The 12349-nt window shown below is 68.4% G+C and carries 16 protein-coding genes; 5 read left to right on the top strand and 11 right to left on the bottom strand.

The genetic code is table 11. The annotated features are described in order from the left end of the window. Positions 1-53: 53 nt before the first annotated feature. Entirely contained in the window at positions 54-770 is a 717-nt protein-coding gene (locus tag ACWGIC_RS19885) for a tyrosine-protein phosphatase (protein WP_452077413.1), read from the top strand. Here ACWGIC_RS19885 and ACWGIC_RS19890 read toward each other — a convergent pair. Continuing rightward, positions 760-2067, bottom strand: coding sequence for an MFS transporter (locus ACWGIC_RS19890; RefSeq protein ID WP_452077414.1), 1308 nt, complete (start codon positions 2065-2067; stop codon positions 760-762). The two genes, ACWGIC_RS19885 and ACWGIC_RS19890, sit on opposite strands and share 11 nt — an antisense overlap. A 73-nt stretch (positions 2068-2140) precedes the next feature. On the opposite strand from ACWGIC_RS19890, the gene ACWGIC_RS19895 reads away from it, so the two are divergent. Then, positions 2141-2752 carry a TetR/AcrR family transcriptional regulator gene (locus ACWGIC_RS19895; protein WP_452077415.1) on the top strand — a complete coding sequence of 204 codons (612 nt, stop codon included), beginning with the start codon at positions 2141-2143 and terminating at the stop codon, positions 2750-2752. Between the two features lie 12 nt (positions 2753-2764). Continuing rightward, positions 2765-3166 carry a hypothetical protein gene (locus ACWGIC_RS19900; RefSeq protein WP_452077416.1) on the top strand — a complete coding sequence of 134 codons (402 nt, stop codon included), beginning with the start codon at positions 2765-2767 and terminating at the stop codon, positions 3164-3166. Position 3167: 1 nt separating this feature from the next. Here ACWGIC_RS19900 and ACWGIC_RS19905 read toward each other — a convergent pair whose 3' ends face one another. The 7 genes from ACWGIC_RS19905 to ACWGIC_RS19935 form a co-directional block, all read right to left on the bottom strand. Beyond that, positions 3168-3902, bottom strand: coding sequence for an alanine racemase (locus ACWGIC_RS19905; RefSeq protein WP_452077494.1), 735 nt, complete (start codon positions 3900-3902; stop codon positions 3168-3170). Then, complete coding sequence (locus ACWGIC_RS19910; RefSeq protein WP_452077417.1) at positions 3890-4177, bottom strand: hypothetical protein; 288 nt, start codon at positions 4175-4177, stop codon at positions 3890-3892. Before ACWGIC_RS19910 ends, ACWGIC_RS19905 begins: the two co-directional genes overlap by 13 nt. Continuing rightward, positions 4164-4547 (bottom strand): RidA family protein, encoded by a 384-nt coding sequence (locus tag ACWGIC_RS19915; protein ID WP_452077418.1) that lies wholly within the window; start codon positions 4545-4547, stop codon positions 4164-4166. The genes ACWGIC_RS19910 and ACWGIC_RS19915 overlap by 14 nt, the downstream gene beginning before the upstream one ends. 8 nt (positions 4548-4555) lie before the next feature. Beyond that, on the bottom strand, positions 4556-5176 hold the full coding sequence (locus ACWGIC_RS19920) for a helix-turn-helix transcriptional regulator (protein ID WP_452077419.1): 621 nt from the start codon (positions 5174-5176) through the stop codon (positions 4556-4558). Between the two features lie 98 nt (positions 5177-5274). Beyond that, on the bottom strand, positions 5275-5487 hold the full coding sequence (locus ACWGIC_RS19925) for an acyl-CoA carboxylase epsilon subunit (protein ID WP_452077420.1): 213 nt from the start codon (positions 5485-5487) through the stop codon (positions 5275-5277). A gap of 7 nt (positions 5488-5494) precedes the next feature. Next, on the bottom strand, positions 5495-7132 hold the full coding sequence (locus tag ACWGIC_RS19930; protein WP_451995431.1) for an acyl-CoA carboxylase subunit beta: 1638 nt from the start codon (positions 7130-7132) through the stop codon (positions 5495-5497). A 14-nt stretch (positions 7133-7146) separates the two neighbouring features. Further along, positions 7147-8691, bottom strand: a complete 1545-nt coding sequence (locus ACWGIC_RS19935) for a hypothetical protein (RefSeq protein ID WP_452077421.1) — start codon at positions 8689-8691, stop codon at positions 7147-7149. A 93-nt stretch (positions 8692-8784) separates the two neighbouring features. On the opposite strand from ACWGIC_RS19935, the gene ACWGIC_RS19940 reads away from it, so the two are divergent. After that, entirely contained in the window at positions 8785-9603 is an 819-nt protein-coding gene (locus ACWGIC_RS19940; protein ID WP_452077422.1) for a GNAT family N-acetyltransferase, read from the top strand. Here the strand turns inward: ACWGIC_RS19940 and ACWGIC_RS19945 are convergent. The 3 genes from ACWGIC_RS19945 to ACWGIC_RS19955 are packed head-to-tail and all read right to left on the bottom strand — an operon-like array spanning position 9600 to position 11208. Then, entirely contained in the window at positions 9600-9875 is a 276-nt protein-coding gene (locus tag ACWGIC_RS19945) for a hypothetical protein (RefSeq protein WP_452077423.1), read from the bottom strand. The genes ACWGIC_RS19940 and ACWGIC_RS19945 overlap by 4 nt on opposite strands. Before the next feature lie 33 nt (positions 9876-9908). Then, on the bottom strand, positions 9909-10475 hold the full coding sequence (locus ACWGIC_RS19950; RefSeq protein WP_452077424.1) for an SRPBCC family protein: 567 nt from the start codon (positions 10473-10475) through the stop codon (positions 9909-9911). Positions 10476-10506: 31 nt separating this feature from the next. Then, entirely contained in the window at positions 10507-11208 is a 702-nt protein-coding gene (locus ACWGIC_RS19955; RefSeq protein WP_452077425.1) for an NAD(P)H-dependent oxidoreductase, read from the bottom strand. 70 nt (positions 11209-11278) lie between these two features. On the opposite strand from ACWGIC_RS19955, the gene ACWGIC_RS19960 reads away from it, so the two are divergent. Continuing rightward, positions 11279-12262, top strand: a complete 984-nt coding sequence (locus tag ACWGIC_RS19960; protein WP_452077426.1) for a GlxA family transcriptional regulator — start codon at positions 11279-11281, stop codon at positions 12260-12262. Positions 12263-12349: the final 87 nt, after the last annotated feature.

Raw genomic sequence — 12349 nt, forward strand, 5'->3', positions numbered from 1 at the left:
GGTCCTCTCCGGGCTGGTTGTCGCCGGGAGCAGATTCAGGCCAGGATCGGCTGATGGGCGAGAACCGTGCAGTGGAGTGGGAGGGCTTCTACAACACCAGAGACCTCGGCGGTCTCCCCACCCAATCCGGTGCCGCCACCAGGTCCGCGCAGTTCTACCGGTCCGCGACTCTCCGGTTCGTCACCGGCGATGGCTGGGCGCAGGCACGAGATTCCGGCGTGCGCACCATCATCGATCTGCGAAACCCCGCCGAGATCAGCACTTCCGCCGTCACTGTGCCGTCCGGAACGACGCGCCTCGAAGTCCCGCTGGACGACGTCGAGGACACCGATTTCTGGCAATACATCGCTGACGAGCACCTCGACGGAACCCCGCTCTACTACCGCGTTTTCCTTGACCGCAAAGCAGAACGTTGCGCAACCGCGCTGAGGGCGCTGTCCCGCGCCGAGGGTGGCGTGCTCTTCCACTGTACGTCCGGCCGAGACCGTACTGGCCTCGTTTCGCTGCTCCTGCTCGCACTGGCCGGCGTCGACCCGGAAACCATCGCCGCCGACTACGCCCTCTCGACCGCGGCCGTCATCCCGCTGTACCGAGCGCTGGGAGTCGAAGACCAAACCGCGCTGCTCGAAGCTGCTTTAGCGCGCCGCCAAACGACCGTTCGAGAAGCCGTCCTGGCGACCCTCGACGGCTTCAACGCCCGCGACTACCTCGTCCGCGCCGGAATGGCCGCGGACGAGGTAGACCGTCTTCGCGACCGGCTCAGTCGGTGAACTGGTGCAGCTGCCGCGCCCGGCGGCTGCCCAGCGAGTACCAGCCGGCGATCGCGGTGCCGACGGTGAGCGCGGCCGCGCTGATGCCCAGCGACCAGTGCACCCCGACCGCGGAACCGAGCAGCCCCACAGTGAACCCGCTGCCCGCGCGAAGACCGTTGGCGGACACGCTGTACACGCCGATCACCCGGCCGCGTTCCTCCGGTTTCGCCAGCAGTTGCACGACGGTCTGGCCGATCGACATCGACGCCAGGTTCGCCACGCCGCCGATCACCAGCAGTGCCACCGCGATCGGGTAGCTGGCGGTCATCGCGAAGAACAGGCTCGACACGCCGTAGATCGCCGTGCTGATCACCGCGGCGCGCACGCTCGGTTTGATCTTTCCGGTCGCTTCCAGCAGGATTCCGCCGATCACGCCGCCCGCGCCGTTGGCGAACAGCAGCACGCCGTACGCGGTTCCGGCGCTGCCCGCGCCGAGGTCCTGCGCGAAGATCGGCATCGAACTCTGCATTGAAGCGCCGACGAAGAACGCGCCGAGCCCGGCGAGGATGATCATCCCGACCATTGTCGGGTTCCCGCTGATGTCCTTCAGGATCCGCACCGAATCCAGCAATCCGACCCGCGGCCTGCGGATGATTCCGCCGTCTCGGGTGTGTCCGGTGAACTTGGTGCGGAACAGGAACACGGTCAGCGGAAGGTAGAACGCGACGTTCACGAAAATGCCCGCCACCGGCCCGAGGCCGAGCAGCAGCGCCGAACCGACGACCGGGCCGAAGAGAATGCCGAGGCTGCGGAAGGTGGCGTTGAGCCGGACCGCGCTCGGCAGTTCGGCCGGGCCGACGAAATCGTGCAGCATCAACTGCTCGCCCGGGCCCCAGATCGCGCCCGCGCAGCCGTGCAAAATCAGCAGTACGCACGCACTCCACACCTCGAGGGTGTCGGTCACGATCAGCACGCCCCACGCCACGGACACCGCCATGAACAGCACCTGCGCGGCCTGGATGATCCGGCGGCAGTCGTGCCGGTCGGCCAGCCCGCCGAAGTACACCGAGAACAGCAGGAACGGCACCCAGTGGCTGATCACCTCGAACCCGGTCAGCGCGGGGGACTGGAATTTCTCCCACAGCACCCAGTAGGTGATGACGTGTTCGATGTTGTCGGCCATCATGGCGAGGCCGGTGCCGATGAGATACGGACGGCAGTCCTTGTTGTACAGCGCCGCGAATTTGCGCGGGGCTGCTGTGCCGGTGACCCCGGACTCGGGCTGGTGCGTCGGCACCCCGCACGCGGAACACATGATTGGGAACCCCCTCGTAAGCTGGTGCTCGTAACGCTAGACGAGACGTTGCGTCTTGGCTAGACTTATTCACGTGGGCGACGTCACTGAGCCCGGCGAGCGCCGGCATCACGGAAACCGCTACGGCCGCAGCGAGAACGCGCGCCGCGCGGTCTTGCACGCGGTCGACGATCTGCTGGTGGAGGTCGGTTTCGCCCGGCTCACCATGGAGGGGATCGCGGCCAAGGCCGGCGTCGGCAAGCAGACTGTCTACCGCTGGTGGCCGTCCAAAGTGGACATTCTGCTCGAAGCGCTCGGCGAAGACCTCTTCGAGGAGCTTTCCCCGCCCGACTCCGGCGATCTCCGCAAGGACCTCTGCGCGCACCTCGCCGCGATCGCGTCCTTCCTGACCACCGCCGACGCTGGCGCGGTGTTCCGCGCGCTGCTCGGTCAGGCCCAGCACGATCCGGACCTGGCGCGCCAGCTGCGCGAGGTGCACCTCCGCGCCCAGCACGCGCGCGACCGGCTGCCGCTCGAACGTGCCGTCGCCCGCGGCGAATTGCCGTCGGGCCTCGACCTGGACAGCGTGGTCGAGCAACTCGTCGGGCCCATTCACTACCGCGTCCTGGTCACCGGCGCACCGGTGCCGCCGGAGTTCACAGATGGCCTGGTTGAGCGATTCCTGCGGGGGCATCAACCCGAGTAGGGTCCTGGAGACATGGGCATGGTCTGGTGGCTGGTCGTGGCGGTGGTCGCCGCGGCCGTCGCCGGGACGCTCTGGGTGCTCCGGGATCGCGCGGGCGGCCTCGATCAGCGGTTGCGGGCCGCCGAACAGGCCTCGCGCTGGAGATTCCTGCAGCAGCGGTGGGAGGCGGAGCCGATGGCGCGGCTCGCGACCGTCCAGCAGGTGCACGCGCTCACCCAGAACGGCGGCTGTCAGGTCCGGATCGTCTGGACGGACAGTTACCACGCCGAGGACGTCGAGATCGAACACGATCAGGCCGACCCGGGCGATTACCTTCTGCTGCGCGGCGTTGGGCCGCTCGGTTCGATCACCCGGGAGGAGCTGCTGGCGCACGCCGGCGCGGATGCTCCGGACTGGGCTCAGCGCCGGCGTTGATTCACCAGCCGCGCATCCGTTGCCAGGTATCGGTGAGGCGGCCGTTCTCGAGGATCCGGTAGCTGCCGTGTTGCGCGGCGGTGGCGCAGGCGTGGTTGGGCAGGACACGCAGCCGGGTGCCGATCGGCAGGTCGGGCAGCGGATGTCCGTCGCGGGCGGTGAGGATGCCGTGCTCCTGGCTTGCGCCGGTCACGACGAGGCCGGGCAAGAGGGTGCCGTCCAGGTCGGTGACCAGGCCGTATCCCTGGTCGACAGCCTGGTCCGCGGTGCCTCGGTCTCGCGACAAGGCCATCCAGCCGCAGTCGGTGAGGATCCAGCCGTGCTCGGGGCGGTGTCCGATCACGGTGACGACCACCGACAGCGCGAGGTCTTCGACGCGGCAGACGCCGAGTCCAGCCATCACCGGGTCGAAGAAGATGTAGTTGCCAGCGCGGACTTCGGTGACGCCGGTGAGGTCGTCGGCTGCGTGCGCGGTCGGGGTTGAGCCGACGCTGACTGTGCCCGCGTACAGGCCTTCGTCGCGAAGGCGTTGTGCTGCGGCGACAGCGACGTCGCGCTCGTGCGTAGCGGCTTCGCGTTGCGCTGCAGGAGTGGTCGCGAAGTAGGACTCGCCGGCGTGCACCAGGACACCGTCGAGGCAGTCGTGCAGCTGTCGTCCGATGGCGAGCAGTGCGGGGTCTTCGGGCAGTACGCCGCCACGGTGACCGTCGCAGTCAACTTCGATCAGCGCCGGAATCCGTAACCCAGCTTCGCGCGCCGCAGTAGCGCTATCACTCGCGGAAGTTTGTGCGGATCGATGCCGACTGCGTACGTGATGTCGGTATAGCCACCGTCGGCGAAAGCTTCTGCTTCGGCCAGCGTCGACACCGTGATCGGACCTGGCTTGCCGCCGTGCATCAGCGCTGTGGCGGGCAACGTCTTCGCCTTTTTGTGTGTGGGCTGTGCGCGGGACAGATCGACGACGGCGAACGGAGTGTCCGGACCTGCCAGGGTTTCCTCAGCCGGCGGCAACTGCCTGCACCTCGATCTTTGCTCCAAAGTGGAGGGTGCTCGACCCGGCGACCGCGCGCGCCGGGCGGTGTTCGCCAAGCCAGGCACGGTAAATCCGGTCGAACTCCGGCCAGTCGCCCATGTCTGTCACGTAGACGGTGACCGACACCAGCCGCTCGCGGCTCGTGCCAGCCGCGGCGAGGCAAGCGTCGACGTTGGCCAGAACCTGCTTGGCCTGCACGGAAAACGGCTCGTTCACCAGCCGTGTCCCGTCGCTCGTGATGGGCAGTTGCCCGGAGACGAACGCCAATCCGCCGAACTGCGCGGTATGCGAGTAATGCCCGCCGGGCGCGGACAGTTCAGGGCTGTCGCGCAGGACGATTTCGGTCATCGGCGTGCTCATTTCGCGTAGTTGTAGACGGTCGCCCGGGAGACGCCGAGCAGGTCGGCGATGGTCTGCGCGGCGTCGCGGGATTCGAAGTACCCCTCGTCGTGCAGTCGGCGGACCAGGTCGCGTTTGTCTTCGCGGGAAAGGGAACGCGGGCTGCCGCCTCGGTCCGCAGCTCGGCGTTCGATCAGTTCTCGCAGCTCACGCGAGGTGCGAGAGCGCAGGTCCTCGGTGACGCCGCGGTGTTCGAGGTCGGTGGCGACCAGGTTGGCCAGCGTGTGCGTGAGCGGCGACAGCACCGAGACGTCGAGGTTCAGGCACAGCGCGGCGATGTAGTCGCCGTCGGCGTTCTTGATGCCGATCGACGTGCTCTTGACCGGCCGCCCGTCCGGGAACTGGTTCGCGTAGTTCTGCAGGACGCTCGGGTAGTCCGGGTCGCTGATTCGCCGCAGTCCGAGTTCGGTCGCCGGATCGCCGACCTCGCGGCCGGACAGGTTGTTCTCGATCGCGCGGATCGCGTGGTCCGGATCCCGCAGGTCGTGCAGCACGACCTCGCACAACCCGGGGAACATCCGGCCGAGCGCGACGGCGATCTTCTCGGTTTCCCGGAGGAGGTGCTCGTCCGTGTCCACGCCGCCCCTTTGACTTTGAATCTAAGCTTAGAAAATAAGTCTACCAGGTGAGCATAAAAGGTGACCCCGGCTTTGACACCGGGATCACCAGAGGAACTTCAGCGAGGCAACGACGAGGCTCGCCAGCCTCCGTCGCCAGCCGCGATCGGCGCGTGCACCGCAGCCGCCCGGTCGCCCCACCACGACGTGCGACGCCGTACTGGAGCGGGTGCCGGTGCCGACGCGGCAGCGGCCACCACCGCGGTGAGCGCGGCGAGTTCGGCGTCGTCCGGGTTGCCGCGGACTACGCGGAGCAGGGGAGTGTCCGTCATCGCGGCCTCACAGGGGGATGTTGCCGTGCTTCTTGGGCGGCAGGGATTCGCGCTTGGTGCGCAGCAGGCTCAGCGCCTTGGCGACGTGGCCGCGGGTGTGCGCGGGCGCGATCACCGAGTCGACGTAGCCGCGCTCGGCCGCCGCGTACGGGTTGAGCAGGGTGTCCTCGTACTCCTGGATCAGGTCGGCGCGCAAGGCGTCGACGTCGCGACCCTCCGCGGCCGCGTTGGCCAGTGTCTTGCGGTGCACGATGTTCGCCGCGCCCTGCGCGCCCATCACCGCGACCTGGGCGGTGGGCCAGGCCAGGTTGATGTCCGCGCCGAGGTGCTTGGAGCCCATCACGTCGTACGCGCCGCCGTACGCCTTGCGCGTGATTACCGTGATCAGCGGGACGGTCGCCTCCGCGTACGCGTAGATCAGCTTCGCGCCGCGGCGGATGATGCCGTTCCATTCCTGGTCGGTGCCGGGAAGGAAGCCCGGAACGTCCACAAAGGTCAGTACCGGGATGTTGAACGCGTCGCAGGTCCGCACGAACCGGGCGGCCTTCTCGGACGCGTCGATGTCGAGACAGCCGGCGAACTGCGTCGGCTGGTTCGCGACGACGCCGACGCTCTGCCCGTCGACCCGGCCGAACCCGACCAGGATGTTGGGCGCGAACAGTTCGTGCACCTCGAGGAACTCGCCGTCGTCGAGCACCCGGGTGACGACCTCGTGCATGTCGTACGGCGTGTTCGGCGAGTCCGGGATGAGCGTGTCCAGCTCGCGGTCGGTGTCGGTGACGTTCTCGAAGAATCCGGCGGGCGGCTGGTTCGCGTCGAACTCCGGCGGCTCGGACAGGTTGTTCTGCGGCAGGTAGGAAAGCAGTTCCTTGACGTAGGCGATGGCGTCCTCGTCGTCGGAGCCGAGGTAGTGCGCGACACCCGATTTGGTGTTGTGCGTGCGCCCGCCGCCCAGTTCCTCGAAGGTGACGTCCTCGCCGGTCACCGTTTTCACGACGTCCGGTCCGGTGATGAACATCTGCGACGTCTCGTCCACCATCACGACGAAGTCGGTGAGCGCGGGGGAGTAGACGTGCCCGCCCGCGTTCGCGCCCATGATCAGCGAGATCTGCGGGATTACGCCTGAGGCCATGGTGTTGCGGCGGAAGATCTCGCCGTACAGGCCGAGCGACACGACGCCTTCCTGGATCCGCGCGCCGCCGCCCTCGTTGATGCCGATGATCGGACGGCCGGTCTTGATCGCCAGGTCCATCACCTTGACGATCTTCTCGCCGTAGACCTCGCCGAGCGCGCCGCCGAACACGGTGACGTCCTGGCTGAACACGCACACCGGACGTCCGTCGACGGTGCCGTACCCGGTGACGACGCCGTCGCCGTACGGGCGGTTCTTCTCCAGCCCGAAGTTCGTGGAGCGGTGCCGCGCCAGTTCGTCCAGTTCGACGAACGAGCCCTCGTCGAGCAGCAGATCGATCCGCTCGCGGGCGGTTTTCTTGCCCTTGGCGTGCTGTTTCTCGATCGCGCGCGCCGAGCCGGCGTGCACGGCTTCGTCGTAGCGGCGGTAGAGATCCGCGAGCTTGCCGGCCGTGGTGTGGATGTCCGGTTCTCCCTCGGGCGGCGTCCCGAGCGGCTGCGTCGCACTGCTCATGTGGCGGAGCTTAGCTACTGCGCGGTTGCCGCGCGTGTGGCGTAGGACTCCCTCCCGTGCGCGGCGCAGACCAGCACGCGGCCGTCCATCGTGCCGATGACGAGCCGGTCCGGGGCTTGGGCGCTCAGCGAGAGCGGGACGACGGGGTGGCCGTTGACCTGGAGGTGCTGCCGTCCGAGTTCACGTCCGTCGGTGGCGTCAAGGGCGACGATCTCGCCGGAGTTGAACGCGACGTAGACGGTGTACCCGATGGTGTCTATCGCGGTGACCTGGTGGTCGGCGGTGAAGATCCACTGGGCGGCACCGTCGGGGTAGGAGCGGCGGACGACGCCGGAGTTGCCGGGCTGGAGTCCGGCTCCGCTGTAGACCTCGGTGGCGTGGACGATCGAGCCGTCGACGAACACGCCGGGGCCGCCGAAGAGGTGCCGGTCTTGGTCGGCGTCCCATTCCAACGGGAACAATCGCTTGGTTCTGCGCCGCGCGGGATCGAAGGCGACGACCCATCTGTCCTTGGCCGGCTCCCGTTTCTTGCCTTGCAGGAACAACAGCGCCGGGGCGCGGCGGATGTCGAAGAAATGCTCGTGCATGTTGTAGCCGCCGAGCTTGAAGCGGCTTTCCGGGGACAGCACCTCGGTCGGCCCGGAAGTGGTCCGGATGGCGATCCGTCCGGTTTCGTCGGTGGTGAGCACGACGGGCCGGTCGAAAGTCCGGACTGGTTCGACGTGTCCGTCGGCCAGCCGGACGCGTTCGACGGTCGAGGTCGATGCGATCCGGCCGCTCCAGGCGTTGAGGACGGCGGTGTTCTCCTGGGGGTCGACGTAGAGCTGGCAGCCGACGCCCGAGGCGGGCACGGACCATTCGCGTTCGCCGTCGGCCGACCAGCATTCCGCGGCGACGTGCTCAAGACTGGCGATAACCCGTCCGTCGCTCAACGCGGCGACCGCCCACACCTTCCGCCGCGATTTTTCCTCCAGAACCGGCCTGGCGACCGGGATCGCGGCGGGGCCGTCGACCCGTAGCGAACGGGCCCGCACGGCTCGCCAGTCCGGCACGGCGATGGAGACGGCCATCAGGCGGGAACCGAGGTCTTCCTCCTCGTCCTCGTCGAGCACCGAAATTTTCGCGTCGAGAGTGCGGTGATCGCGCCAGCGAAGTTCGGTGACCTCACGGAGGTCGTGCAGCAAAGAGGTCGCGCGGCCGGATTCGAGGTCGAGGACAGTCAGCTCACCCGGGTAGCAAGAGACGTGGTCGTAGGACCCGGAGCCGATGGCCAGTACCGGCAGCTCCGGATGGAATGCCAGCGCATTGACCGGCCAATACTGGCTCACCAGGTGTACGCATTCGAGAGTGTCGGCGCGGTAGACGCCGACCCGGTTCCAGGCGGTCGGCTCGGACGAACTCTCCACGCTGTGCCCGGCCCACAGCGGGCGTCCCAGCGAACCCCCGACTGCCACATAAGTTCCGCTGGGATCGGTCTCGGTCAGCAGAACCTTGCCGACTTCGGAGAACCGGCCACCGCCGAGAACCTGCTGGACGGTCAGCACTTCTGAGTCGATCACTGGCGAAGCCTATGGCCTCCCCGGAAAGGGGGCAGTTGAATTTTCGGCGCCGAGCCGACCAACGTGACCGCTGCCGGGCCTAGGGTGGGCAGCGTGCTGCTCGCCGACGCCTCGGTCCGCTCGCTCGGGCCCGCCGACCTGTCCGCTTGCCTCGACCTCGGAACCGATCGCGGGTGGCCGCGCGAGGAACGGAAATGGGCGATGCTCCTGGACGTCGGCCGCGGATTCGGCATCGACGCCCCGGACGGCGGTCTCGCCGCGGCGGCGGTGCTCACCCGCACCGGGCCGACCGCGAGCGTGTCGATGGTCGTCGTCGCGGAACGGTTCGCACGGCAGGGCCTTGGCCGCCGTGTGATGGAGCAGGCGCTCGACGAAGCGGGCGACGCGGTGGTGTCCTTGCACACCACGGAAAACGCGCGCCCGCTGTACGAATCGATGGGCTTCGAGTTCGACGGCGGCTGCAACGACCACCGCGGCCGGTTCACCGACGACGGCGGTCCGGCGTCCCGGCCGATCGGTCCGGCCGATGTGGCGCGAGTGTACGAATTGGACAGTGCGGCGCAAGGCTTCGCGCGGCGGGAGTTGTTGAACCGCATGCTGTTCGAGGCCGACCACGTCCACGTGACCGACGACGGTTACGCACTTGGCACAGTGCAGGCCGGGGTGTTGGTGATCGGTCCGGTGGTGGCCGCGGACGAGGACCAGGCCCGGGCCCTGATCCGCGGCATCGCTCGCACCACGTCCGGTGATCTTCGGCTGGCGGTGGACTACCGGTTCCCGGAGCTGTCGGAGTGGTGCGCGGCGCGCGGGCTGGCGGTCCGCGGTCCGGCACCGCGGCTGGGCCTTCACGGAAAAGCGTTGCCGGGTCCGGCCGAGGTGCGGTTTTCGCCGTACAACACCGCGCTCGGCTAGCTGTACCGCTTCCTGACCTCGGCCTTCCGCTCCTCCGACCACGGCTCCACCTCGACGCCGAACGTCCCGGCGAACAACGCGTTCAGCTGCTCATGCCGTGCCGTCAGCAGATCCGGCACCCGATCGCCCAGTTCCGCCGGAACGGTCTGGGTCAGCTCCACCCGAACACCGTCCAGCGGATCCGCGGTCACTTCCCAGCGCACGCGCCCGGCCGGTTTCCCGTCGTGCAGCCAGGTGTAGGCCAGCACCTCCGGCGACCGCGACTCCAGCACCTCCGCCCCGTCCTCCGGCTGGGGCAGCCGTTTCTAGACGTCCTCGGCCGGTGGCCAGACCAGGTCCCGGCGAAACCGGAGCACTCCGTCGTCCAGGACTTCGCCGTCCTCCAGGCCGAATTCCTCGATGTAGCGCACCATTCGCGCGTGCCAGTCGGTCGGTCGTTCCGGGGTGCGGCCGTCCAGCGCGGCTTCGAGGGAATCGAGGCAGGCGACCCAGCCGGTGACGTGCCGGCCCGCGCCGAGCAGCGCGAGGTCCGGTTCGCCGCGGTTGAAGACGTGCGTGAAGGCGAGTTTGCTGCCCGCGCCGTCGGCGGACACCTCGATCCGGATCAGGTCGGAGTTCCAGGTGAACTCGAAGACCTCCGGCGGCCGGTAGCCGACGATCTCGCCCTCGCTGACGTCCCCGGTTTCGGTGAACGTGAAGGTGATCTTCCCGCCCGGAGCCGGAGCGTCGGGCAGGGTGACGGCGGCCGGGAACCAGTGCGCCAGCTCGCCGGGCGAGGTGACCGCGCGCCACACCTTCTCCGGCGGATGGGCCAGGGTCCGTTCGAGTTTCACGCTCGGTCGTCCGCTCGGAGTGGTTCGCAGGATCGCCATGCCCGTATATAACCACTGAGGTATATACGGGTCAAGCCGTCAGATGCACCCGGTAGCCGGTCTGACCTGGGGCGACCTCGGGAAACAGGACGAGCCGCCGGTCGTAGTCGCCGCCGTCCTGGGTGCGGTACGGCAGCGGATCGGTCGTTTCCAGTGAATGCAAACGTTTGCGCAGCTGTTCGACGACGCAGTCGAACTTCTCCGGGGTCATCCGGTTCGTGCCGGTCACCTTCAGCGGCGGCAGGATCGTCATGCCGGTGTAGAAGAGCGTGCCGTGCTGGACGTTGAACAGCAGATCGTCCAGGGAACCGTGCGCGCCGCGCGGGCCGAGGCTGTCCGCGTGCGCTCCGGCGGTGACGATCACCATCGCGCGTTTCCCGGCCAGCACGCCGTTGCCGTAGCGCAGGGTGTGGCCGGTTTCGTCGCGGTAGTCGTAGCCGTATCCCTGCACGAAAACGCGGTCGAACCAGCCCTTCAGGATGGCCGGGGTGTCGGCCCACCAGAGCGGGAACTGGACGACGACGGTGTCCGCCCAGGCGAGTTTTTCGTGCTCGATCCGGACGTCCTCGGGCACGGTCGCGATCTCGTCGACGATCGGGTTCCAGCGCATCGCGTAGAGGTCGGATTCGCGCACGTCATGGCCGAGATCGCGCAGCGTCGCGACGCCCTCGTCGCGAAGCGCGCCGTTGAGCGAGGAAGGGTCGGGGTGGGCGTAGATCCACAAGACGTTCATGAGGCCAGGGTGCAACCGGGGAAACGCTCGAAACAGTGGCCCGATGGCCACCTTGTGCAAGAATCGAGCCATGGCTGTTTTTCGGCATCCGGAGCGGCACAAGGTCGCGGTGCTGGTGCGGCACGGCATGCTCGTGATGGAACTCGGCATCGTCCACCGGCTGTTCGGCCAGGCCCGGTCCGCCGACGGCGAGCGGTTGTACGAGGTCGTCACCTGCACCCCGGAGCCCGGCGACATCCGCACCGATTCGGACTTCACCATCCCGGTCCAGCAGGGCCCGGAGGCGGTGGCCGAGGCGGACACGGTGATCGTCCCGGCGTCGTCGCTTGAGTACGAGCCGACTGGACGGCAGCTGACCGAGCAGCTCAAGCACGCGATGAACCTGGTGCGCCCGGACAGCCGGATCGCCTCGATCTGCACCGGCGCGTACGTGCTCGCCGCGATGGGCCTGCTCGACGGCCGCCGCGCGACCACGCACTGGCGGTCGGCGTGCGAGTTCCAGCTCGAATACCCGCGCGTGCGTCTCGACCCGGACGTGCTCTACACCGAGGACGGCAACGTCTTCACCTCAGCTGGCGTCGCGTCCGGCATCGACCTCTGCCTGCACATGATCCGGCGCGACTTCGGCGCGGCGGTCGCCAACGAGGTCGCTCGCGGCACGGTCGTTTCGCCGCATCGCGAGGGCGGGCAGGCCCAGTTCATCCGGCGTCCGGTGCCGGAGCCGCGGTCGTCGTCCACCTCGGCCGCGCGGGCGTGGGCGCTGGAGCATCTCGACCGGCCGATCACGCTGCGCGATCTCGCGGCGCGCGAATCGATGAGCACGCGGACGTTCACCCGGCGGTTTCGGGACGAGGTCGGGATGTCGGCGCTGCAGTGGCTGACCCAGCAGCGGGTGGAGCGCGCGCGGCAGCTGCTGGAGGAATCGGAGCTGCCGGTCGACCGGGTCGCGGCGGCGTGCGGATTCGGGACGGCGGCGTCGCTGCGCCAGCACCTGCAAGCCGCGGTCGGGGTGTCGCCGAGCGCCTACCGGACCACCTTCCGCCGTCCGGCCTGAACGCGGCGGTCCGTGGCAGCGCTGTTCGCAAGCTGCCACGGACCGACCCCCAGTGGCACTCATCCTTGCGAGCGGGCTGGGGTGTTC

Source organism: Amycolatopsis sp. NPDC054798 (assembly GCF_053611505.1).